At 60.9% G+C, this 21,716-nt stretch carries 23 protein-coding genes and 1 riboswitch; of the genes, 6 read left to right on the plus strand and 17 right to left on the minus strand.

Translation table 11 applies throughout. The features are described 5' to 3' along the window. Nucleotides 1–11: 11 nt before the first annotated feature. The 13 genes from WIF35_RS10815 to WIF35_RS10875 all read right to left on the minus strand — a co-directional run bounded on the left by WIF35_RS10815 (nt 12) and on the right by WIF35_RS10875 (nt 10,260). Nucleotides 12–776: a metal ABC transporter permease gene (locus tag WIF35_RS10815; protein WP_412478226.1), complete on the minus strand. Its 765-nt coding sequence runs from the start codon at nt 774–776 to the stop codon at nt 12–14. Next, nucleotides 766–1,344, minus strand: coding sequence for an ATP-binding cassette domain-containing protein (locus WIF35_RS10820; protein WP_412478227.1), 579 nt, complete (start codon nt 1,342–1,344; stop codon nt 766–768). The genes WIF35_RS10815 and WIF35_RS10820 overlap by 11 nt, the downstream gene beginning before the upstream one ends. Then, complete coding sequence (locus WIF35_RS10825; protein WP_412478228.1) at nt 1,341–2,240, minus strand: metal ABC transporter substrate-binding protein; 900 nt, start codon at nt 2,238–2,240, stop codon at nt 1,341–1,343. The genes WIF35_RS10820 and WIF35_RS10825 overlap by 4 nt, the downstream gene beginning before the upstream one ends. A gap of 9 nt (nt 2,241–2,249) precedes the next feature. Then, the gene (locus WIF35_RS10830) at nt 2,250–3,665 is read right to left on the minus strand and encodes a TonB-dependent receptor (RefSeq protein WP_412478229.1); all 1,416 of its coding nucleotides are present in this window, start codon (nt 3,663–3,665) and stop codon (nt 2,250–2,252) included. 75 nt (nt 3,666–3,740) lie between these two features. After that, nucleotides 3,741–4,025, minus strand: a complete 285-nt coding sequence (locus WIF35_RS10835) for a hypothetical protein (protein WP_412478230.1) — start codon at nt 4,023–4,025, stop codon at nt 3,741–3,743. Nucleotides 4,026–4,034: 9 nt separating this feature from the next. Next, nucleotides 4,035–5,228: a class I SAM-dependent rRNA methyltransferase gene (locus WIF35_RS10840; RefSeq protein ID WP_412478231.1), complete on the minus strand. Its 1,194-nt coding sequence runs from the start codon at nt 5,226–5,228 to the stop codon at nt 4,035–4,037. 70 nt (nt 5,229–5,298) lie between these two features. Continuing rightward, on the minus strand, nt 5,299–5,451 hold the full coding sequence (locus WIF35_RS10845; RefSeq protein WP_412478232.1) for a hypothetical protein: 153 nt from the start codon (nt 5,449–5,451) through the stop codon (nt 5,299–5,301). A 128-nt stretch (nt 5,452–5,579) separates the two neighbouring features. Further along, on the minus strand, nt 5,580–6,482 hold the full coding sequence (gene xerC / locus WIF35_RS10850) for a tyrosine recombinase XerC (protein WP_412478233.1): 903 nt from the start codon (nt 6,480–6,482) through the stop codon (nt 5,580–5,582). Beyond that, on the minus strand, nt 6,479–7,150 hold the full coding sequence (locus WIF35_RS10855; RefSeq protein ID WP_412478234.1) for a DUF484 family protein: 672 nt from the start codon (nt 7,148–7,150) through the stop codon (nt 6,479–6,481). Before WIF35_RS10855 ends, xerC begins: the two co-directional genes overlap by 4 nt. Beyond that, a complete protein-coding gene (gene dapF / locus WIF35_RS10860) occupies nt 7,147–7,977 on the minus strand; it encodes a diaminopimelate epimerase (protein ID WP_412478235.1) in 831 nt (276 codons plus the stop codon). The genes WIF35_RS10855 and dapF overlap by 4 nt, the downstream gene beginning before the upstream one ends. A 60-nt stretch (nt 7,978–8,037) precedes the next feature. Further along, complete coding sequence (locus tag WIF35_RS10865; protein WP_412478236.1) at nt 8,038–8,538, minus strand: N-acetyltransferase family protein; 501 nt, start codon at nt 8,536–8,538, stop codon at nt 8,038–8,040. Then, nucleotides 8,535–9,410 carry a lysophospholipid acyltransferase family protein gene (locus WIF35_RS10870; protein WP_412481241.1) on the minus strand — a complete coding sequence of 292 codons (876 nt, stop codon included), beginning with the start codon at nt 9,408–9,410 and terminating at the stop codon, nt 8,535–8,537. Before WIF35_RS10870 ends, WIF35_RS10865 begins: the two co-directional genes overlap by 4 nt. 7 nt (nt 9,411–9,417) lie before the next feature. Continuing rightward, on the minus strand, nt 9,418–10,260 hold the full coding sequence (locus tag WIF35_RS10875) for a lysophospholipid acyltransferase family protein (RefSeq protein ID WP_412478237.1): 843 nt from the start codon (nt 10,258–10,260) through the stop codon (nt 9,418–9,420). A 158-nt stretch (nt 10,261–10,418) separates the two neighbouring features. Between WIF35_RS10875 and metK the strand changes: the two genes are divergently transcribed. The 6 genes from metK to metF all read left to right on the plus strand — a co-directional run bounded on the left by metK (nt 10,419) and on the right by metF (nt 16,426). Beyond that, nucleotides 10,419–11,582: a methionine adenosyltransferase gene (metK, locus tag WIF35_RS10880; RefSeq protein WP_412478238.1), complete on the plus strand. Its 1,164-nt coding sequence runs from the start codon at nt 10,419–10,421 to the stop codon at nt 11,580–11,582. 66 nt (nt 11,583–11,648) lie between these two features. Beyond that, nucleotides 11,649–12,854: an HD-GYP domain-containing protein gene (locus WIF35_RS10885; RefSeq protein ID WP_412478239.1), complete on the plus strand. Its 1,206-nt coding sequence runs from the start codon at nt 11,649–11,651 to the stop codon at nt 12,852–12,854. A 21-nt stretch (nt 12,855–12,875) separates the two neighbouring features. Further along, nucleotides 12,876–12,938: riboswitch (S-adenosyl-L-homocysteine riboswitch) on the plus strand. Nucleotides 12,939–13,006: 68 nt separating this feature from the next. Continuing rightward, nucleotides 13,007–14,422 (plus strand): adenosylhomocysteinase, encoded by a 1,416-nt coding sequence (gene ahcY / locus WIF35_RS10890; RefSeq protein ID WP_412478240.1) that lies wholly within the window; start codon nt 13,007–13,009, stop codon nt 14,420–14,422. A gap of 9 nt (nt 14,423–14,431) precedes the next feature. Continuing rightward, complete coding sequence (locus tag WIF35_RS10895) at nt 14,432–14,776, plus strand: phage holin family protein (RefSeq protein WP_412478241.1); 345 nt, start codon at nt 14,432–14,434, stop codon at nt 14,774–14,776. 7 nt (nt 14,777–14,783) lie between these two features. Beyond that, entirely contained in the window at nt 14,784–15,605 is an 822-nt protein-coding gene (locus tag WIF35_RS10900; protein ID WP_412478242.1) for a TlyA family RNA methyltransferase, read from the plus strand. Then, nucleotides 15,602–16,426 carry a methylenetetrahydrofolate reductase [NAD(P)H] gene (metF, locus tag WIF35_RS10905; RefSeq protein ID WP_412478243.1) on the plus strand — a complete coding sequence of 275 codons (825 nt, stop codon included), beginning with the start codon at nt 15,602–15,604 and terminating at the stop codon, nt 16,424–16,426. The genes WIF35_RS10900 and metF overlap by 4 nt, the downstream gene beginning before the upstream one ends. A gap of 77 nt (nt 16,427–16,503) precedes the next feature. Here the strand turns inward: metF and WIF35_RS10910 are convergent, their stop codons facing one another. The 4 genes from WIF35_RS10910 to meaB form a co-directional block, all read right to left on the minus strand. Beyond that, nucleotides 16,504–16,944, minus strand: coding sequence for a Csp1 family four helix bundle copper storage protein (locus WIF35_RS10910; protein ID WP_412478244.1), 441 nt, complete (start codon nt 16,942–16,944; stop codon nt 16,504–16,506). Between the two features lie 162 nt (nt 16,945–17,106). After that, nucleotides 17,107–19,110: an acetyl-CoA carboxylase biotin carboxylase subunit gene (gene accC, locus WIF35_RS10915; RefSeq protein ID WP_412478245.1), complete on the minus strand. Its 2,004-nt coding sequence runs from the start codon at nt 19,108–19,110 to the stop codon at nt 17,107–17,109. Between the two features lie 21 nt (nt 19,111–19,131). Beyond that, nucleotides 19,132–20,667 carry an acyl-CoA carboxylase subunit beta gene (locus WIF35_RS10920; protein ID WP_412478246.1) on the minus strand — a complete coding sequence of 512 codons (1,536 nt, stop codon included), beginning with the start codon at nt 20,665–20,667 and terminating at the stop codon, nt 19,132–19,134. 36 nt (nt 20,668–20,703) lie between these two features. Beyond that, nucleotides 20,704–21,714 (minus strand): methylmalonyl Co-A mutase-associated GTPase MeaB, encoded by a 1,011-nt coding sequence (meaB, locus tag WIF35_RS10925; protein ID WP_412478247.1) that lies wholly within the window; start codon nt 21,712–21,714, stop codon nt 20,704–20,706. Nucleotides 21,715–21,716: the final 2 nt, after the last annotated feature.

A 21,716-nucleotide genomic window follows, 5' to 3' on the forward strand; every position in this document is an offset into this window, starting at 1 on the left:
GTCCCCGGGCGTCATGCAATCGTTATGCCCAGTAGTACTAGGATCAACGCCAGTACGGGGCCGAATGGCTGATCGAGCAACAAGGCGAGCGCAAAGGCGGCAAGATAGGCCCCCAATCCGATCAAGATTGCCCAAAACAACCCGCTCCGCCAGTTTGCGGCCCGCCGAAAGGCCAGCCAGGGCGGAACGAAGACCAGCGCGAAGGCGCCCATGACGCCCAGACTCATCGTCCCCAAAGCCAAACCCAGTGCCGCCAGCACGTCGAAACCGCCGTGGATCAGACGGCCCGGCAAACGGCGCAACCTGAACAGATCCGGATACACCTTGGCCAGCAGCAAGTGCTTGGACAAACGGGACAAGATGGCAACGCTCAGGATTAGCGCCACGACCGCGGTAATCAGTTGATTTGTATCGGAAAAATAAAGCTGGCCGTCGAACAGGGCATGCCCGAGGCGTTCTGCCATCGGCTGGTTGGCTGCGAGCAGTACCGAAACAGCCCAGCCGGCCAGCAGCAAGGAGGCGTAGCCAGCGCCGGCATTCAGGCGACGCGCCAACACTTGCTTGCCAGCCCCAACCATACCCGTCAGCCCCAGACCGCCAGCCAGCGGCGGCAGGCCGACCACCAAGGCGAGCAAGGCACCGGCCGCTGCGACATGAGCATAGGCCAGGGCAGCCAGCCACTCGTCGCGCAGGCGGAGATAGCAGCCGAGCACCGGCAACAGCACGGCGAAAACCAATCCAGTCAGGAAAGGTACCAGGAAGAGCTCATCGAACATGCGGCGCCTCCATGGCAATCACGCGATCGCAAGCCTGGGCGACAAAATCGGCGTCGTGACTGACTACGATCAAACCGACGCCGCCGGCGGCGCGGTCGCGCAAATGCTCGGCCAGATAGGCCACACCGGCGGCATCGAGATTGTTGGTCGGCTCGTCGAGCAGGACGACATCGGCCGGCGAGTACAAGATGGCCCACAAAGCGAGAAAATGGCGTTGACCACCGGACAGGCGGTCGAGACGCACATTCAGGCGATCGGCCAGCCAGGGCGGTAAGCCATCGGCCGTTGCCCCGGTGAGCGCCAACAATTCGGCGCCGGACAGCGGCAAGCCATCAACTGGCGGCACCTCCTGCGTCTGTAAGGCCAAGCGCAGGTTAGCAGCGAGTTCCAACTGGCCGGAAAACACCTGCGCCCGGCCGGCGAGCGCAGCCAGCAAGGTGCTTTTGCCAACCCCATTCGGTCCGGTCAGGCCGACGACCTCGCCGGGCTGAAGCACCAGACTCATCGGCCGGGTAGCCGGCTGTTGCCAGCCGGCTACCAATTCGCTCGTGCGAATCAGTGAGGTCACTTGAGGCCTTTCAACAGCCGTTGCACGCTATCGTCGAACAAACCGAACAAGTCTTTCGCCTCGCTCGTACCGCCCACGGTATAGGGCAGCAGAACCGCCGGCATGCCGGTCTTGCCGGCAATCCATTGGCTCGGTCCATCTTGTTGATAGGCCGCGCGCAAGACCATTTTGGCCGGCTGGCTTTGCTGGCGCGCTACCAGGCCGGTCAGTTGGCTGCTGGTCGGCTCGATGCCGGGCTTGGGCTCCAGCGTGCCGACTTCCTTCATGCCCAACCAATTGAGCAGATAGACGAAGGACTGGTGATGCACCAGCACAGGCACGCCCTTGAGCGGCGCGGCGTCTTTCTCCCAGCGGGCGATGGCGGCCTGCCACTTGGCGACAAAGGTCTTCAGGTTGCCCTGATAGTTTGCGGCATTGGCCGCATCGATCTCGGCCATGCGCGCTGCCAGCGCTTCGGCGACTCTCTGCACATTGCGCGGATCGAGGTGGGTATGCGGATTGCCAGCCGGATGGACATCGCCGTGCGCCCGGTCCACGACGGTGGGAATCTCAAGGCGCTTAACGTAAGCCGCCGCCTCGAAATAACCCGGTCGCCCGACCTGAATCGCGGCATTGCCGGAGTCGCGCACAACCAGCGGCAGCCAGCCCACCTCCAGTTCGGCCCCGGCCGCCACCAGCAGATCGGCCCGCCGCGCCTGGGCAAGCAGCGACGGCTTGGCTTCGATCCGGTGCGGGTCCTGCAAGGCGTTGGTCACGGTGTAAACCTTGACCTTGTCGCCGCCGATTTCCTTGGCCAGCGCCCCCCATTCTGGGACAGAGGCGAAGACGTTGAGATCGGCACGCACGGGTAGCGCTACTAGCAGGCAAGCCAGCAAAAGAATGCGTTGGATCATCATCTGCCTCCCTTAGAACTTGTGCGCGCCATGAGCACCCAGGCTCATGATGTATTGCAGGGTCCACTGATTGTCGGTGATGCCGAGCATGGACTTGTCCTGGGCATACTGCAATCGGACACGGGAGAATTCGCTCCAGCTGTAGTCGACCATGGCGCTGGTTTTCTTCGGTTTGTAGCTGTCCACCGCAAGCAAGGCAGCATTATCGCCAAAGTCGCGCGTCCCGCTGTCGAGTTGCTCGTAACGCAGACCGGCACGCCAGTTCGGGTTGAACTGGTAAACGGCCTGGGTGTACCAGCCGGACTGGCGGGTACGGTAGGTCGAGGTCGGTTCGGCCGCACAGGCGTTACCGACGGAATTCTCGTCCTTGCACGTCAGGTCACCCTGTTCGCGGCGCTGGAAGTATTCGGCCTGGAACTTGAAGTTGTTGTATGCCGGGTTGCCGTTCGGCGCCCATTTCCATACGAAGTCGGCAATCCAGGTCGACGAGCCTCCTGTGAAGACGCCTTGCGCCTCCAGACCGCCGATGTCAGTAAAGTGCGTCTCACGTTCGCGCGCCGAGGTCTTCAACCAGGACAGGCCGGCACGCCAGCTGTTCGAGACGCCGACATCGTCACCGATGTGGGCGAACAGCGCCCCGCCGCCGCTGCCATTCTTGTTGCGATCGGTGCCGGGGAAATTCGCGCCGCGCCCGAACTCGGCACCCAATTCGAGGAACATGGGCATCGGTGCCAGCCACTTCAGTTGCACACCGTCATTGGCATAACTGCCTTCGGTACCGAACATGGCCTGATACATCAATGGCGCATCGGCGAAATCCCACATATGCGGGTGCTGCTCGTTGAGATAGCCGATACCGGAACGGAAGCGACCGCCCTTCAGGCCCAGACCATGCCCCAGACCGAGCGACTGGAACCAGGCTTCCTCGACTTCGGCCTGGCCATCGAGCGCGGCGATGATGGCCTGCGCCCGCCAATTCGGATCGACGTTGGCGGAGAAAACCAACTCGGTGTGATCGACCGAGAAACCGCGCTTGTTGATACCTTCAATCGTTCCGTTGCCATGATCGTGGCCACCCGCTGGCCAGAAACCGGTGATGCCACGCTCAGCGACGTTTTTCATGTTCTTGTATTGCCCCTGCAGGATCAGCGACACCTCGGGGTTGAAGCTGCTCACCTGGCCGGCGCTGGCCGGAACAGCTGTGGCACGGTTTTCGGCAACCGTTGTCGCCGTTTTGGCGGCGGATGCCGTCGCCTGCGGCTGCGCCTCGGCTTCGGCCAGTTTTTTCTCCAGCGCGGCAATGCGCTGTTCGTAGGTTTTTTTCATTTCGTCGATCTGGGCGCGGATGGCGGCAAGATCGGCATCGGCAGCCTGCGCGCCGAAGGTGGCGGCAAGCAAAGCCGCCAAGGTCAAGGGCTTGAGCAACATGGAATTTCTCCTGAAATACGCAAATATCGACACCACAGCTCACTGCTGCGGTGCACGGTCAAAAAAGCGGAATTTTCAGAAGAAGGTGGGTGGGCCGCGTTGGCAAGCGGCCGGCGGCGGTAACGCGCCGCGGTCGTGTTGATCGATCTGCACCGGCAGAAGCCGGGGCAACAGGACCGGTGGCAAGGCAACAACGGAGGGCAAAGCCATACCCAGATCGTGGGCCGCCAAGCAGATTTCGCAGGCGTGGGCCGGCAGGCCCTTGCCTTCGCCGACCGCATGTTCGACCCCGTGCGCCGCCGCCGCCCACTGGGCGAAGACAAGCACGAAGACGAGGAGGAAGCGGCGGACCAGCGACATGCGGAGAGTTTAATCGACCTGAACGAGCAGGCCTTTGAGGTATTCGCCTTCCGGGAAGTTCAATGCCACCGGATGATCGGCCGTGCCCGACAGGCGACGCACGATGCGCGCCTCGCGCCCGGCATCGACCGCCGCGCCGGCGACGATTTTCTGGAACAACTCCAGCCCGATGCCGCCCGAGCACGAATAAGTCATCAACAAACCGCCCGGCCGCAGCAACTTGAAGCCGAGGATATTGATATCCTTGTAGGCCCGCGCCGCGCGGTCGGCATAGGCCGCCGACGGGGCGAACTTGGGCGGATCGAGCACGATCAGGTCGAAGGAGCGCTCCGCCTTGCGGAAATCGCGCAGGGCCTGGAAGACGTCGGCCTCCAGCCATTCGGCGCGCTCGGCCGGCAATTGCGGGTTGAGCACCAGATTGGCGCGCGCCTGAGCCAGGGCTGGGCCGGAGGAATCGATGGACAGCACCGACTTCGCGCCGCCGGCCAGCGCCTGCAGCGAGAAGCCGCCGGTGTAGCAGAAGCAGTTGAGGATGTCCTTGCCGGCCGCCACGCTGCGCAGCCAGGCACGGTTGTCGCGCTGGTCAAGATAGAAGCCGGTCTTGTGACCGCCGACCACATCCACGGCCAGCTGGACGCCGTTCTCGTCGATGGACAAGCCCGTTTCCTTCGGCTCGCCGTGCAGCCAGCCGACGGTTGGCTCCAGGCCTTCCAAGCCGCGCACGTCGGAATCGGAACGCTCGTAGATGCGAGCGCAGCAGGTCGCCTGCACCAGCGCGTTGACGATGGCCTTGCGCCACTTGTCCGCCCCCGCCGAGTTGAGCTGCACAACCACCGTGTCGCCGTACTGGTCGGCAATGATACCGGGCAGGCCATCGGATTCCGCATGGATCAGGCGCAGGCCCTGCTGCCCCTTCAGTTCCGGCAAGGCCTGGCGACGCGCCACGGCGGCGGCGATGCGGCGCTTGAAGAAGGCGTCGTCGACCGACTCATCCGGATCGAAGGTCCAGAAGCGGGCGCGAATCTGCGATTGCGGGCTATACGCCGCGCGCCCCAGGGGCCTGAGGTTATCCGCCAGCACCTCGACCGTATCGCCCGGCCGCGCCCGTCCTTCGAGGCGGCCAACCGAACCGGCGAACACCCAGGGGTGACGATTCTTGAACGCTGCCCTTTCCTTGCCGGGCATGAGGATCAACTGCGCCATTTTCTATCCTTCAAAAGCAAGAAGCCCCGGCTGCCTTGCGACAACCGGGGCCCATTCGGGTTCTTCGCGCTTAGGCGCCCAGAGCCTTGCGGTTACGCTGATGGCACTCGGCAGCGTACATGGTCTTGAATTGGGTCTTGCCGTCGCCCTTGAACAGGCGCTTGATGGTCTTGGAAGCGCAGCGGCGTTCCAGGATGTTACGGCGGGTACGGTTGATGGCCATGGAGGACTCCTCGGATTCCGGCAAAATTTGGAAAGACGCGAATCATAGTGGGTGCACCCGAAATCGTCAATTCATCCTTGATTTTTGGCGCTTTTTGCCCGTGCACCGCAGCAGTCGGCAATGAAGTTTCAGCCAGAGCGTTTCTTCGCCCGTGGATGCGCTGCGTCGTATACCTTGGCCAGATGCTGGAAATCGAGATGGGTGTAGACCTGCGTCGAGGCAATGCTGGCGTGGCCGAGCATTTCCTGCACCGCACGCAGGTCACCAGAGGATTGCAGGACATGCGAGGCGAAGGAATGGCGCAGCATGTGCGGATGCACGTGCTTGGGCAAACCGAGGCGAACAGCCCGACGCTCCAGGCGCGACTCGACCATGCGCGGACTGATGCGCCGCCCGCGCTGGCCGACGAACAGTGCGGCTTCACCCGGCAAGGCCAGTTCGCCGCGCACGTTGGCCCACGCCGCCAAGGCCTCGCGCGCCTTGCTGCCGACCGGCACCAGCCGCGCCTTGCTGCGCTTGCCAAGCACGCGCACCTCGCCTTCGTGGGCGATGCTATTCAGGGCATCGACGTCTAACGCGACCAGTTCGGCCAGGCGCAGGCCGGAGGAATAGAACAGTTCGAACATCGCCAGATCACGCGCATCCTGCAGCGGATCGTCATCTTCGCTGGCGTCAAGCAGCCGGGCGGTTTCGTCGACTGAGAGCGCCTTGGGCAAGAGGCGCGGCGACTTCGGCGGCTTCAGGCCATCGCAGGGATTGGCGCGAATCAGGCCGCGTTCGCCCAGCCAATGGAAGAAACCACGCCAGGCCGACAACAGTCGGGCCAGCGAACGTCCGGCCAGTCCCTGTCCATGCAATTGAGCGACGAAACGGCGGACGTGATGCACCTGCAAATTGGCCAGCGGAGTTTCACCGCTGGCAACAAGCAGTTTTTCCAGATCGCGTCGGTAATTGCCGACGGTATGCGGCGACAGTCGGCGCTGGTCAGCCAGTTCGGCCAACCAGGCATCGACGGCTGCCTGCGGGGTCATAGCGCGCTCTTGGTCACCCGGGCGAGCGCAGCCGAAACCATCTCGCCAATGCGCTCAAGGTAGAGCGTGCCCATGTCGGCGTAAAAGCGATGTACGTCTTCGCTGCCCAGCGCAATCATGCCCACGGTGCCGCCGCCATTACGCAACGCGATCAGCGCCTGCGAACGGATATGCGAGGCGTGTTCGCCAAACCACGAGGCGGTACCGAAACCGGCCGTGGAACCGCAGTAAGGACGCCCCAAGGTTTCTGCGAAAACCTGCAGCTCTTCGCTGACCGCCGCGAATTCCGGCAGATCCTCGATACCGGCCGGCTTGTCCCACAAACGCAGCGCCACATGCGGCACGGCGAAATCGTCGCGCAGGTGGAAATTGAGCAAGTGGATAACCGCCTGGAAAGTCTCCGCTGCGATCAGACCAACGGCCAGGCGATGCACCTTCTCGCTGATCGCGTCGTTCTCTTCGCCGAAAGCGATCAGCTCGGCCAGCTTGCTCTCGGTCGCCCGATTCTTTTCGCGCAAGGTCAGCATCTGGCGCTCGGCCAGCGACACGGCGCGCCCGCCATGCGGATGCGGCACAAATATTTGCGCCATCAGGTCGGCGTATTGCTCGAAAAAGCTCGGATTGTTCTTCAGGTAATCGGCAATCTCTTCCGGGAACATGGCGCTCATAATTCTATTTCTCCGTTGAATACGGTCACGGCTGGCCCGGTCATCAGGACCGGACGCCCTTCGCCGCCCCAGGCAATGGTCAGGTCGCCGCCACGGGTCGTCACACGCACTGGCGATTCGAGCAGCCCCCGGCGAATGCCGGCCACCGCAGCCGCGCAGGCACCGGTACCGCAGGCCAGCGTCTCGCCCGCCCCGCGCTCGAAGACGCGCAGCTTGATGGCGTGCTTGTCGACAATCTGCATGAAACCGGCGTTGACCCGCTTCGGGAAACGCTCGTGCTTCTCGATCAACGGCCCGTGCTCGCCGACCGGCGCAGTGTCGACATCTGCCACGACTTGCACGGCATGCGGATTGCCCATCGAGACTACGCTGATTTCCAGCGTTTCATCGGCCACGTCGAGGTTGTAGATCACTACATCGTCGTCATGTAGGAAAGGAATTTCGGCCGGGGAAAAACGCGGTTCGCCCATGTCCACCGTGGCATTGCCGTCGGCTTCCAGGCGCGGCGCGATGATGCCGCGCTGCGTCTCGACACGAATCTCGCGCTTGTCGGTCAGTCCCTGATCGTGCACAAAACGCACGAAACAGCGCGCGCCATTGCCGCACTGTTCCACTTCACCACCATCGGCATTGAAGATGCGATACCGGAAATCGACGCCAGCCTGGGTCGGTTTCTCGACCAGCAGAATCTGGTCGCAACCGACGCCGAAATGGCGATCCGCCAGGTAGCGCAATTGCTCCGGACTCAGGGAAATGGACTGGCGCACGCCGTCGAGCACGACAAAGTCGTTACCGAGGCCTTGCATCTTGGTAAATTTGAGCTTCACATTCCGCTCCACAACAGGATTCAAAAAAGCATAGCAGAGACAATAGCTTGCCTCAAATTTCTAAAGCTTTTTCTCCATAATGTAATCATCCATCACGAAGCCGCGACCGATATCGTCCACAATCGCCTCGCGCACGACAAAGCCGTATTTCTTGTATGAATTGATGGCTTTTTCATTGCGTTTGTTCACTGCCAGGATCACGCAGGGATAGCCCATCTTCGCCGCCCTCGCCGCGACATGGGCGATCAGCTGGCCACCGACGCCCTTACGCTGCACATCCGGATGGATATAAAGCTTATCCAACTTGAATTCGCCCTTGTAGATTTCGCTAAAAGCGAAACCGATCCGACGGCCTTCGTAAAACGCCTGGTCCAGCCATTTGTGTGCATCTTCCAGGTCGTCGTAAAGACGTTCATGCCCGTAGCGTTGCTCGAGCATGAAGTCGATCTGCTCCTGCGTAATGATGCCGGGGTAGCTGGCTTGCCAGATATCACGAGCCAGGGAGGAAATCGCCGGCACTTCCGGCGGGGTTACGGGCTTGATTTCGATGTTCAGGCTCATTTGTAAAACCTCTGTTCTCCGGGTGGCCGGGTTTTGAAGCGTTTATGCAACCAGAAATACTGCTCCGGCATACGCAGTACCTGTGTTTCGATGAAGCGATTCATGTAGGCAGTGTCGGCTTCGACACTTTCGCCAGGAAAGTTTTCCCAGGGCGGCTGCACTTCAACTTCATAACCGTCCGCCACCTGCCTGGCGATAACGGGCACGACGACGGCGTTGGTCAACCTTACCAGCCGCGATAGCGCCGGAATGGTCGCCGCCTGCACCCCGAAGAAAGGCACGAATATCGATTCCTTCGGTCCGAAGTCCATGTCAGGCAGGTAATAAAACGGATGCCCATCCTTCAGCGCCTTCAGAATCTTCCGCATTCCGTCCTGCCGGGAAAGCAGGACCGCCTCGTTGAAACGCATCCGGCCATCATAGAGCAAGTTGTTGAGAACCGGATTTTTCTGCTTGGAAAACACGCTGCAACCGACAACGTGCATCGACACGACCGTTCCACCGGCATCCAGACCGACAAAATGCGGCGCCAGCATTACGACCGGCCGTCCCTCGGGATTGGTCAAGTGCTCGACGCCATGAATCCGGATCAAGCGCTCCAAGCGCTCCCGACTCGCCCACCAACCCAGCGTCCGATCCAGTGCCGCCTGGGCAAAAGCAATGAAATGTGCTCGCGCAATGCGCTCGTGCTCGGTTTCGGTCTTTTCCGGAAAGCACAGGCGCAAATTGGTCAAAGCCACATTCCGCCGCTCCTTGCCAAACAAATACAACACGCGACCAAGGCCACCGCCCAAGGCGCGCAGCACGGGCAAGGGCAGCCAGTGCAACAGCCAGAGAAAACCAACCAAAACGTAGGTAAAAAATACTTTCATCAAAAACTCACTCGGCCGGCGGCGGCTCGGCACCACCCGGTCGCTTGTAGCGGTTGTAACCCCACAGGTATTGGGTCGGACATTCGCGGATCAAGCCTTCGATCTCAGCGTTGATCTGTTGGGCACGCTGCACTGTATCGCCGACCAAAGCTTGTACCGGAGGCCGGAAATGCAGGCGATACCCGGCGCCACCGGGCAAACGCTCGCCCCAAGCCATCAAGGTCGTCGCACCGGTTTCGGTCAGGCGAGCCGCCAGGGTCATGGTATAGGCGTAACGGCCGAAGAACTTGAGCCAGACTCCCTCACCCTCCTTGGGGGCCTGATCCGGCAACATACCGACCGCCTCACCACGCTTCAAGGCCTTGATCAGGGAGCGCACTCCGGACAGATCGGCCGGGGCGAGATGCAGATGCTCGCGCTTGCGTCCCATCAGGATCAACTCCCTGGCCACGGCCGATTTGGGTTCACGGTAGAGGACGGTAATGTCCCAGAACGCTGAAATGTATTGGGCAGTGATTTCGAAACACCCCAGATGCGGCGTCATGAACACGATGCCTTTACCTGCCTGACGCGCTTGCTCGACATACTCCCAACCCCGTACGTCCAGCACCTGAGCATTCGCTTCTTCCAGACTCCTCATCCAGATGCGGGACAATTCAAGCATTTGCTTACCCGTCTCAGCCGCTACCGCGCTGCGAAGTTCTGGGCCGAACCCAGCTTGAGCCAAGTTTTCGCAGAGGTGCCGACGATAGGTTGCTGATAGCCCGTAGGTCAACCGTCCCAGCAAGGCGCCAAGCGCATGCAGGACCGACAAAGGCAAAAGGGAAAGTAGTCGAAATAGAAAGACCATGCGTCTCCCGGGGTTGAAACCGGGTAGAAAAAGGCTATCATTATCGGATCGCCGAGTTAAACAGACAACTTGCGGGGCGATTTATAAATTCCGCTAAAGCGTCGCCCGCTCTTGGTCCGAAGCCGGTAACGCAGTATCGGAGGACCGTGGAGCCCGCCATGAGCGAATACTTCTTCACTTCGGAATCCGTTTCCGAAGGCCACCCCGACAAGGTTGCCGACCAGATTTCCGACGCCATTCTCGATGCCATCCTGGCCCAGGATCCGCACTCGCGCGTTGCTGCCGAGACGCTGTGCAACACGGGTCTGGTCGTCCTAGCCGGTGAAATCACCACCAACGCCAACATCGATTACATCCAGGTCGCCCGCGACACCATCAAGCGCATCGGTTACGACAACACCGACTACGGCATCGACTACAAGGGTTGTGCCGTACTCGTCGCCTACGACAAGCAAAGCCCGGACATCGCCCAGGGCGTTAACAAGGCTTACGACGACAACCTCGACCAAGGCGCAGGTGACCAAGGCCTGATGTTCGGCTATGCCTGCGACGAAACGCCGTCGTTGATGCCGCTACCGATCTACCTGTCGCACCGCCTCGTCGAACGCCAGGCCATGCTGCGCAAGGACGGCCGTCTGCCTTGGGCCCGCCCGGATGCCAAGTCGCAGGTCACGATCCGCTACGTCGATGGCAAGCCGGATTCGATCGATACCGTCGTCCTGTCGACCCAGCACTCCCCGGACATCAGTCTGGAAGACCTGCGCGAAGCCACCATTGAACAGATCATCAAGCCGGTGCTGCCGAAGGAACTGATCAAGGGCGACATCAAGTACCTGGTCAACCCGACCGGGCGCTTCGTTGTCGGAGGCCCGCAGGGCGATTGCGGCCTGACCGGGCGCAAGATTATCGTCGACACCTACGGCGGTGCCGCACCGCATGGCGGCGGCGCCTTCTCAGGCAAGGATCCGTCCAAGGTGGACCGTTCTGCCGCCTACGCCGGACGCTATGTCGCCAAAAATATCGTTGCCGCAGGCTTGGCCTCGAAGTGCCTGGTGCAGGTTTCCTACGCCATCGGCGTTGCCCACCCGACCTCGATCATGGTCGAGACTTTCGGCACCGGCAAGGTCAGCAACGAAACCCTGACCGAGCTGGTCAAGAAGCACTTCGACCTGCGCCCGAAGGGCATCGTCAACATGCTCAACCTGCTGCGCCCGATCTACCAGAAGACTGCAGCCTACGGTCATTTCGGCCGCGACGAGCCAGAATTCTCCTGGGAGGCCACTGACCGCGCCGCCTTGTTGCGTGGTGACGCCGGACTGTAGGCGCTTAACAAAATCACGACAAAGGAGGGGCGACTGCCCCTCTTTTTTCGCATAAAATCAGCAAATATGCTGAAAAAAATCCCTGTCGACCAACTTCGCCTTGGCATGCATCTGCAGGCTTTCTGCGGGGCATGGCTCGATCACCCCTTCTGGCGGACGAAATTCGTTCTGGAAGACGCCAAGGATATTGCCTTGGTTCAGGAAAGCAATATCAAGGAGGTCTGGATCGATGTCTCAAAAGGCATCGATGTCGAATCCACCGATCAATCCACCGTAGAAACCCTGGAAACAGCGGAGGAAATTCCGCAACCAACGCCTGTCGTTCAGGAGAAAGTCAGCTTTTCCGACGAAGTCGCCCGTGCCTCGAAAATCGTCGCCAAGGGTAAGGAGGCCGTCGTCTCCATGTTTCAGGAGGCGCGCATGGGCAAGGCTATCGAAGCCGAAGCTGCCGCACCCTTGGTCGAGGAAATATCCAATTCGGTCATGCGCAATCCCGGTGCGCTGATCAGCTTGGCCCGCCTGAAGACGGCAGACGATTACACCTTCATGCATTCGGTCGCGGTCTGCGCCCTGATGATTGCGCTCGCACGCCAACTGGGGCTGGATGAACAGCAGACCCGCGAAGCCGGGATGGCCGGCCTGTTGCACGATCTGGGCAAGGCGATGATGCCGCTTGAGGTTCTGAATAAGCCGGGAAAATTGACGGACGAGGAATTTGCCCTGATCAAGACCCATCCGGAAGAAGGCTACAAACTTCTGCTCGAGGGCAAGGGCGTCACCGAGACGATCAAGGACGTCTGCCTGCACCACCACGAGAAGGTGGATGGCACAGGCTATCCGAAAGGGCTCAATGGCGACACGATGAGTCTGTTCGCCAAGATGGGTGCCGTCTGCGACGTCTACGACGCAATCACCTCCAATCGCCCCTATAAGGCCGGCTGGGACCCTGCCGAATCGATCAAACGCATGGCCGAATGGAAAGGCCACTTCGACCCGACCGTGTTCCAGGCCTTCGTCAAGAGCCTAGGCATCTATCCCATCGGTTCGCTGGTTCGTCTCGAGTCGGGCAAACTGGGCGTGGTCATCGAGCAGGGAGAACAATCGCTACTCAAGCCCAAGGTCAAGGTTTTCTTCTCGACCAAATCGCAAGCCTATCTGCGCCCGGAAATCATCGACCTCGCCCGTAGCCCGGAAAAGATTGCCGGCCGGGAGGATGCCGCAAAATGGGGCATCAAGGACGTCGACCAATACTGGGCCGGCGACAAGGTCTGAAAAAACGTTTATAATCCGTCACCTACCGAGGAGCGCTGCAGGGGTATTTCCCTCAGGCTCGGTTCAAAACGGCGCTCACCTACTTTAACCCGTGCCGGGCACGGGATGAAGGGTGAGCCGCGAGGCGCCTTCTCCCTCCCCGGCCACAGTTCATGAAGGAGCTTGCTGTGGCTGAATTCAAAGACTACGTCGTTGCCGACATGTCCCTTGCCGACTGGGGTCGCAAGGAAATCAAGATTGCCGAAACCGAAATGCCGGGCCTGATGGCCATTCGCGAGGAGTTCGCGAAGACCCAGCCGCTGAAGGGTGCGCGCATCACCGGTTCGCTGCACATGACCATCCAGACTGCCGTGCTGATCGAGACGCTGACCGCGCTCGGCGCCGAAGTCCGCTGGGCCTCGTGCAACATCTTCTCGACCCAGGACCACGCCGCCGCCGCCATCGCTGCCGCCGGCATCCCGGTCTTCGCCGTCAAGGGCGAATCGTTGCCTGAATACTGGGACTACACCCACCGCATCTTCGAATGGACCGACGGCGGCTACTCGAACATGATCCTCGACGACGGCGGCGATGCCACCCTGCTGCTGCACTTGGGCGCTCGTGCCGAGAAAGACCTTGCCGTCCTCGACAACCCGGACAGCGAAGAAGCCACCGTGCTCTTCGCCTCGATCAAGGCCAAACTGAAGACCGACCCAACCTGGTATTCGACCCGTCTGGAAAAGATCAAGGGCGTCACCGAAGAAACCACCACCGGCGTGCACCGCCTGTACCAGATGCACGAACGCGGCGAACTCAAGTTCCCGGCCATCAACGTCAATGACTCAGTGACCAAGTCCAAGTTCGACAACCTGTACGGCTGCCGCGAATCGCTGGTCGACGGCATCAAGCGCGCCACCGACGTCATGGTCGCCGGCAAGATTGCCGTCGTCTGTGGCTATGGCGATGTGGGCAAGGGTTCCGCCCAGGCCTTGCGCGCCCTGTCGGCCCAGGTGTGGATCACGGAAATCGACCCGATCTGCGCCCTGCAGGCCGCCATGGAAGGCTACCGCGTCGTCACCATGGACTACGCCGCCGACAAGGCCGACATCTTCGTCACCGCCACTGGCAACTTCCACGTCATCGATCACCATCATCTGGTCAAGATGAAGCACAACGCCATCGTCTGCAACATCGGCCACTTCGATTCCGAGATCAACGTCGCCTCGATCGAAGGCTACCCGTGGGAAGAGATCAAGCCGCAGGTCGACCACATCACCCTGCCCTCCGGCAACCGCATCATCCTGCTCGCCAAGGGCCGCCTGGTAAACCTCGGCTGCGCCACCGGCCACCCGTCCTACGTCATGTCGTCTTCCTTCGCCAACCAGACCATCGCCCAGATCGAGCTGTTTACCAAGACCGCCGACTACCCGGTGGGTGTTTACACGCTGCCGAAGCACCTCGATGAAAAGGTCGCCCGCCTGCAGTTGAAGACCCTGAATGCCGAGTTGACGACGCTGAGCGATGCCCAGGCGAAGTACATCGGCGTGCCGGTCGAAGGTCCGTACAAGACCGACCACTACCGCTACTAAGCGATAGCCATGCTGAACCTGCTCGCCATCTGGATCGTCAATGCGCTGGCCCTGCTGGCGCTGCCATGGGTACTGCCCTCGATCCAGGTGGCCGGGTTCGGCACGGCGCTGCTCCTCGCCGTCGTCCTCGGCCTGATCAACACGTTACTTCGGCCCCTTTTGATCTTGCTGACGCTGCCAGTGACACTGCTGACGCTCGGCCTGTTCATCTTCGTCATCAATGCCGTTCTGTTCCAGCTGGCCGGAGTACTGGTCGATGGCTTTCAAGTCGGCAACTTCTGGTCGGCCTTGCTAGGTTCCATCGCCTACAGCCTGATCTCCTGGCTGCTCAGTGCCATCCTGCTGCGCAAGTGAGGCTGCGATGAGCATGAACTCCTTCCATGCCCGGCAGAAAAAGCCGCGCCCGATCGTTCAATCGACGCACGAACACCCCCCCGGTATGCAGCGGGCTGACGCCCTGCTCGTCGCCCAGAAGCTCGCACCCTCCCGAACGGCAGCGCAGTTCATGATCAAGCAGGGAAGGGTTAGCTGGGCGGGCGGCACGATCGCCAAGCCGGCGCTCGAATTGCCGGATGGTACGCCACTGCTTGTCGCCGCCGACCCCGACGCACACTACGTATCCCGCGGTGGGCAAAAACTCGCGGGTGCGCTCGCGCAGAGCGGCCTGCAGATCGGCGGGCGGATTTGTCTCGACATCGGGCAGTCCACCGGCGGTTTCACCGACTGTCTGTTGCAGAACGGCGCACGCCACGTGGTGGGTGTCGACGTCGGACACGATCAGTTGCACCCGCAATTACGGGCCGATCCGGCGGTAACCGCCATTGAAGGCCTCAATTGCCGCTCGCTGACCGCCACCGATCTCGGTGCGGCCATGCCGGAAAACGGCTTCGACCTGATCGTCGGCGATCTGTCATTCATCTCACTGAGCCTGGTTCTGCCGCAATTGCCGAGCCTGCTCGCCAGCCATGGCGATCTGCTGTTGCTGGTGAAACCCCAGTTCGAAGTTGGGCCGGGCAATCTGGGCAAAGGCGGTATCGTCAAGGATGCCGGCCTCTATCCCGAAGTCGAACATAAATTTCGTACCTTGGCCCATCAACTCGGCCTGCAGGTCGCCGGCTGGTTCGACAGCCCGATCACCGGCGGCGATGGCAACCGCGAATTCTTCATCTGGTTAAGAAAATGAAACCTGAAATCTCCATCGAATTTTTCCCGCCGCAGACACCAGAAGGCATCGAAAAGCTGCGTGCGACGCGGCAGAAGCTAGCTGAACTGCAGCCCGAGTTCTTCTCCGTCACCTACGGCGCCGGCGGCTCAACCCGCGAGCGCACCTTTGCCGTGGTCAAGGAAATCGCCGCCGAAGGCTTCGACGCTGCGCCGCACCTCTCATGTATCGGCTCGACGCGCGAATCCATCCGCGAAATACTTGCCGAGTACAAGGAAGCCGGCATCAAGCGCATCGTCGCCCTGCGTGGCGACCTGCCGTCCGGCATGGCTGAGACCGGCGAATTCCGCTACGCCAACGAACTGGTCGAATTCATCCGCGCTGAAACCGGCGATTGGTTCAGCCTGGAAGTAGCAGCCTATCCGGAATGGCATCCGCAGGCACGCAGCCCGAAAGACGACCTCGCCGCCTTCGTCAAGAAGGTCAAGGCCGGCGCCAACTCGGCCATCACCCAATACTTCTACAACGCCGACGCCTATTTCCACTTCGTGGACGAAGCGCGCGCTGCTGGCGTGGAAATCCCCATCGTGCCGGGCATCATGCCCATCGCCAGCTTCTCCAAGCTCGCCCGCTTCTCGGACGCCTGCGGTGCCGACATCCCGCGCTGGATGCGCAAAAAGTTCGAAAGCTTCGGTGACGATAGCGACAGCATCAAGGCCTTCGGCCTCGACGTGGTCACCGAGCTTTGCGAACGCCTGCTCAAGGGCGGTGCCCCCGGCCTGCATTTCTATTGCATGAACCAGGCAGCGCTGACCACCGAGATCTGCCGCCGCCTGACCTGATATTTCGTTGCTCGATTACAAAAAAGGCTTCCGAGCAGGGAAGTCTTTTTTATTTTCTGCCATCAGACAATCAAGCATTAAGCGCTCAGTTTCTTGCATTCCTTGAGACAAGCCGCGCAGGCTTCGGCGCAGGCCTTGCATTCTGGATGTTTCTTCTCGTGCTTGCGGCATTCCTTTTCGCAATTGGCGCAAGCATCGGCTGCCAGCTTGGCCATTGCTGGAACAAGCTTTGAATCCTGGCTGGCAAGCTTCATCAAGGCCGTACAAACCGCCATCATCTCGTTGACCGATTGGGCACAGGCGGCCATCTCTTTTTCGCCGTTACCCAAGAGGTAAATGCAGTGGGCCAGGCATGCCTCACCCGCCTTCAGGCAATCGGCAGTACTGGCGACCAGGCTGGCGTTACGCATGGCCCCGCCGTGATCATGATGATGATCATGGTCGGCCGCCATGGCAGAACTGGAAATTGCCCCGGCCACTGCAGCGGCCACGGTTTTGAGCATATCGCGTCGTTCCATCATTTCTCCCCAGACGATTGAATAAGGTCGTCACTGTAGCAGGCGTTAACCGCGAAACATCCCGAAATAGATCAAAAGCACCTCGCATACCCAAAGAAAAAGGCCCCGCTTGCGCGAGGCCTCATTGCTGCGGTGCACTGCCCTAAACGGGCAAAAACCGGATCACTCGAATTCGATGATGATCTGGTCGACCGACAGGCTTTCGCCGACGGCGGCGGAGATCTTCTTGACCTTGCAGTCCTGCTCGGCCTTGAGGATGTTTTCCATCTTCATCGCTTCGATGATCGCCAGCTTCTCACCAGCCTTCACTTCCTGACCGACCTGGACGGCAACTTCGCGCAGCAGGCCCGGCATCGGGGAGAGCAGGAACTTGGAGAGGTCGGGGGCCGGCTTCTCGGGCATCAGTGCAAGCAGTTCTGCAGCACGGGCGCTCATGACCATGAAGTCGGCGCGAGTGCCCCAGTGGAACAGGCTGTACTTGGTCTTGTGACGCTCGACCTGCAGCGTGAATTCCTCGCCGTTGCAGGTGCCGACGAACAGCGATTCGCCCAGCTTCCAGTCGGACAGGATTTCGTAGGTCTCACCGTTGTACTCGACGTGGTAGCCACCTGGAATCGGACGGGCCGTCACCGGATGCTGCTCGTTACCGTCCTTGTTCAGGCGGACGACCATCCACTTGTCGCCGACGATACGCTCGTGCCCCTGCATCTGGCCGGTGATCGAGGCGGAACGGTCGGTGTAGGCGCGGTACACGTAGGCAGCAACGGAGACCAGCAGGGCCGGATCGTCGTGCGGCACCATCGAGGCATCGAAACCGGTCGGATAGTACTTGGGAATGAAACCAGTGTCGAAGATGCCGGAGTGGAAAGCCGGGTGCTGCATGAGCGCGGCCTGGAACGGAATGTTCGAGGAGATGCCGCGGATCACGAAGCCGTTCAGCGCGTCACGCATGCGGGCGATGGCCTGCTCGCGGGTGGCGCCGTGCACGATCAGCTTGGCGATCATCGAGTCGTAGAACATCGAGATCTCGCCACCATCGTAAACGCCGGTATCGACACGAATCTGGCCCGGAATCTCGGCCGGCGGCTGGAACTTGACCAGGCGACCGGTGGAGGGCAGGAAGCCGCGGAACGGGTCTTCGGCGTTGATACGGCATTCCATCGACCAACCGTTGATCTTTACGTCGGCCTGGGTCAGCGGCAGCTTTTCGCCGTAGGCGACGCGGATCATCTGCTCGACCAAGTCGAGGCCGGTAATCAGTTCGGTGACCGGGTGTTCCACCTGCAGACGGGTGTTCATTTCCAGGAAGTAGAACTCCTTGGTCGCACCCGACACGACGAATTCGACGGTACCGGCGGATTCGTAATTGACGGCGCGGGCCAGGGCCACGGCCTGCTCGCCCATTGCCTTGCGCATTTCGGGATCAACGAAGGGGCTCGGTGCTTCCTCGATGACCTTCTGGTGACGACGCTGGATCGAGCAGTCACGCTCGTTCAGGTAAACGTAGTTGCCGTGCGAGTCGCCGAGCACCTGAATTTCGATGTGGCGCGGTTCCAGCACATACTTTTCGATGAAGACGCGGTCGTCACCGAAAGAGTTACGGGCTTCGTTGACGCACGAGGAGAAGCCTTCGTGCGCTTCGGCATCGTTGTAGGCTACGCGCAGACCCTTGCCGCCGCCGCCGGCGGAAGCCTTGATCATGACGGGGTAACCAATCTTCTTGGCGATTTCGACCGCAGCGTCCGGGCCATCGATGGCGTCGTTGTAACCCGGAATGGTGTTGACCTTGGCTTCGATGGCGAGCTTCTTGGACTCGATCTTGTCGCCCATCTTGGCGATGGAGTAATGCTTCGGCCCGATGAACTTGATGCCTTCTTCTTCCAGACGACGCGAGAACTCGGCGTTCTCGGAGAGGAAGCCGTAGCCCGGGTGGACCGCTTCAGCACCGGTCTGCTTGCAGGCAGCAATGATCTTGTCGGCAACCAGATACGACTCTTTCGAGGCGGCCGGACCGATGCAGACGGCTTCGTCGGCCATATCGACGAACAGCGCGTCCTTGTCGGCCTCGGAGTAAACGGCAACGGTCTTGATGCCCATCTTGCGGGCGGTCTTGATGACGCGGCAGGCGATCTCGCCGCGGTTGGCAATCAGAATCTTCTTGAACATGTTCCTAATCCTCCCTGACGCTTACAGCGGGATGTTGCCGTGCTTGCGCCACGGATTTTCCAGTTTCTTGTCGCGCAGCATGGCCAGCGAGCGAGCGATACGCTTGCGAGTGGCGTGCGGCATGATGACGTCGTCGATGAAGCCACGTGCGCCGGCCACGAACGGGTTGGCGAACTTTTCCTTGTACTCGGCTTCACGCTCGGCCAGCTTGGCCGGGTCATTCTTTTCTTCGCGGAAGATGATTTCCACGGCGCCCTTCGGACCCATGACCGCGATTTCGGCAGACGGCCAGGCCAGGTTCACGTCGCCACGCAGGTGCTTGGACGACATCACGTCGTAAGCGCCGCCGTAGGCCTTGCGAGTGATCACGGTGACCTTCGGCACGGTGCATTCGGCGTAAGCGTAGAGCAGCTTGGCGCCGTGCTTGATGATGCCGCCGTATTCCTGGGCGGTACCCGGCATGAAGCCCGGCACGTCGACGAAGGTGACGACCGGAATATTGAAGGCATCGCAGAAGCGGACGAAGCGGGCGGCCTTGATCGAGGACTTGATATCCAGGCAGCCGGCCAGCACGAGCGGCTGGTTGGCGACGATGCCAACCGGGTGACCGTCGATGCGGGCGAAGCCGACGATGATGTTCTTGGCGTAATCCGGCTGGATTTCGAAGAAATCGGCATCATCGGCGATCTTGATAATCAGTTCCTTCATGTCGTACGGCTTGTTCGCGTTATCCGGAACGAGCGTATCGAGCGAGTAATCCATGCGGTCGGCCGGGTCGTTGGTCGGCGTGACCGGCGGCTTTTCCTTGTTGTTGGCCGGGATGAAGTTCATGAAGCGACGCAGCATGGACAGCGCTTCGACATCGTTCTCGAAAGCGAGGTCGGCGACACCGGACTTGCTGGTGTGGGTCATTGCGCCACCCAGCTCTTCGGCGGTCACGTCTTCGTGGGTCACAGTCTTGACGACTTCCGGACCGGTCACGAACATGTAGGACGAATCCTTGACCATGAAGATGAAATCAGTCATCGACGGCGAGTACACCGCGCCACCGGCGCAGGGGCCCATGATCATGGAGATCTGCGGCACGACGCCGGAGGCCATCACGTTGCGCTGGAACACGTCGGCGTAGCCGCCCAGGGAGGCAACGCCTTCCTGGATACGGGCACCGCCCGAATCGTTCAGGCCGATCACCGGGGCACCGACCTTCATCGCCTGGTCCATGACCTTGCAGATCTTCTCGGCATGGGTTTCGGACAGCGAACCGCCGAACACGGTGAAGTCCTGCGAGAAGACGAAGACCAGGCGGCCGTTGATGGTGCCGTAGCCGGTCACGACGCCGTCACCTGGGGTCTTTTCGGACTGATCCATGCCGAAGTCGACGCAGCGATGTTCCTTGAACATATCCCATTCTTCGAAGGAATCCGGATCGAGCAGCAGCTCGATACGTTCGCGGGCGGTCAACTTGCCCTTCTTGTGCTGGCTGTCGATTCGCTTCTGGCCACCGCCGAGGCGGGCCAGTTCACGCTTTTTTTCCAGCTGGCGGATGATGTCGTGCATAAAAAACTCCCTAAGTGGATCGGGTAACTTGGAACTTCAGTGTTTCAGGTAGTCGAGCAGCGCATACGCGGCAGCGGCCGGGGTCGTATGGCCCTCCTCGACGGAGCGGGTGAAAGCGGGCAGGTTTTCCTGCACACGTGGATGCTGACGAAAATACTGGCGCAAACCGGAATCGATCAGTTGCCACATCCAGGACAGCGACTGGTGCTGACGCTTGGCGGCGAACTCCCCGGTCGGTTTCAAGGCCGACTGGTATTTCTCGACCTCAGCCCAGAAATCGGCGATACCCTGCTTGTGCAAGGCCGACAACGCGATGACCGGTGGCGACCAGTTGGGCGAAGCCGGACGCAGCATGTGCAGCGCATTGCGCCACTGCGCGCGCACTACGGCAGTCGCCTGCTTGTCGATATCGGCCTTGTTGATCACTACCATGTCGGCGATTTCGACGATGCCCTTCTTGATCGCTTGCAGGTCGTCGCCGGCGTTCGGCAATTGCAGCAAGCAGAACATGTCGACCATGCCGGCGACTGTCGTTTCCGACTGGCCGACGCCGACCGTCTCGATGATGATCACATCGTAGCCGGCCGCTTCGCACAACAGCATCGCCTCGCGCGTCTTTTCGGCGACCCCGCCAAGCGACCCGGCCGACGGGCTAGGTCGGATGAAGGCTTCTTCGCGCTGCGACAATTGCTCCATGCGCGTCTTGTCGCCGAGGATGGAGCCACCGGTGACGGACGAGGAAGGGTCGATGGCCAGCACGGCCAGCTTCTTGCCCTGCTCGATCAGCCAGACGCCGAGCGCCTCGATGAAGGTGGACTTGCCCGCCCCCGGCACACCGGAGATGCCGATGCGAATCGCATTGCCCGTCTGCGGCAGCAGCGCGGTCAGCACCTGCTGCGCCCGCTGCTGATGATCGGCACGGGTCGATTCGATCAACGTGATGGCCTTGGCCAGCGCTCGACGCTGACCGGCCAGCACGCCATCGACCAGTTGCCGGTCGGCGTCGGACAAGAGATTGGCACGCACGGGCGCGTCGTCCAGTTTCATCC

The organism is Azonexus sp. IMCC34839, assembly GCF_047047955.1.
In the GTDB taxonomy this organism is placed as follows: Bacteria; Pseudomonadota; Gammaproteobacteria; order Burkholderiales; family Rhodocyclaceae; genus Azonexus.

Bases quoted from the DNA above. Each gene is read 5' to 3' on its own strand.
- WIF35_RS10865 (WP_412478236.1), bottom strand. From the start codon at position 8,538: ATGAGCCTGAACATCGAAATCAAGCCCGTAACCCCGCCGGAAGTGCCG.
- WIF35_RS10845 (WP_412478232.1), bottom strand. From the start codon at position 5,451: ATGGCCATCAACCGTACCCGCCGTAACATCCTGGAACGCCGCTGCGCT.
- WIF35_RS10825 (WP_412478228.1), bottom strand. From the start codon at position 2,240: ATGATGATCCAACGCATTCTTTTGCTGGCTTGCCTGCTAGTAGCGCTA.
- accC (WP_412478245.1), bottom strand. From the start codon at position 19,110: ATGTTCAAGAAGATTCTGATTGCCAACCGCGGCGAGATCGCCTGCCGC.
- WIF35_RS10870 (WP_412481241.1), bottom strand. From the start codon at position 9,410: ATGAAAGTATTTTTTACCTACGTTTTGGTTGGTTTTCTCTGGCTGTTG.
- WIF35_RS10830 (WP_412478229.1), bottom strand. From the start codon at position 3,665: ATGTTGCTCAAGCCCTTGACCTTGGCGGCTTTGCTTGCCGCCACCTTC.
- WIF35_RS10900 (WP_412478242.1), top strand. From the start codon at position 14,784: ATGAGCATGAACTCCTTCCATGCCCGGCAGAAAAAGCCGCGCCCGATC.
- WIF35_RS10840 (WP_412478231.1), bottom strand. From the start codon at position 5,228: ATGGCGCAGTTGATCCTCATGCCCGGCAAGGAAAGGGCAGCGTTCAAG.
- metF (WP_412478243.1), top strand. From the start codon at position 15,602: ATGAAACCTGAAATCTCCATCGAATTTTTCCCGCCGCAGACACCAGAA.
- xerC (WP_412478233.1), bottom strand. From the start codon at position 6,482: ATGACCCCGCAGGCAGCCGTCGATGCCTGGTTGGCCGAACTGGCTGAC.
- ahcY (WP_412478240.1), top strand. From the start codon at position 13,007: ATGAAGGAGCTTGCTGTGGCTGAATTCAAAGACTACGTCGTTGCCGAC.
- WIF35_RS10920 (WP_412478246.1), bottom strand. From the start codon at position 20,667: ATGCACGACATCATCCGCCAGCTGGAAAAAAAGCGTGAACTGGCCCGC.
- WIF35_RS10815 (WP_412478226.1), bottom strand. From the start codon at position 776: ATGTTCGATGAGCTCTTCCTGGTACCTTTCCTGACTGGATTGGTTTTC.
- WIF35_RS10835 (WP_412478230.1), bottom strand. From the start codon at position 4,025: ATGTCGCTGGTCCGCCGCTTCCTCCTCGTCTTCGTGCTTGTCTTCGCC.
- metK (WP_412478238.1), top strand. From the start codon at position 10,419: ATGAGCGAATACTTCTTCACTTCGGAATCCGTTTCCGAAGGCCACCCC.
- WIF35_RS10875 (WP_412478237.1), bottom strand. From the start codon at position 10,260: ATGGTCTTTCTATTTCGACTACTTTCCCTTTTGCCTTTGTCGGTCCTG.
- meaB (WP_412478247.1), bottom strand. From the start codon at position 21,714: ATGAAACTGGACGACGCGCCCGTGCGTGCCAATCTCTTGTCCGACGCC.
- WIF35_RS10895 (WP_412478241.1), top strand. From the start codon at position 14,432: ATGCTGAACCTGCTCGCCATCTGGATCGTCAATGCGCTGGCCCTGCTG.
- WIF35_RS10855 (WP_412478234.1), bottom strand. From the start codon at position 7,150: ATGAGCGCCATGTTCCCGGAAGAGATTGCCGATTACCTGAAGAACAAT.
- WIF35_RS10910 (WP_412478244.1), bottom strand. From the start codon at position 16,944: ATGGAACGACGCGATATGCTCAAAACCGTGGCCGCTGCAGTGGCCGGG.
- WIF35_RS10885 (WP_412478239.1), top strand. From the start codon at position 11,649: ATGCTGAAAAAAATCCCTGTCGACCAACTTCGCCTTGGCATGCATCTG.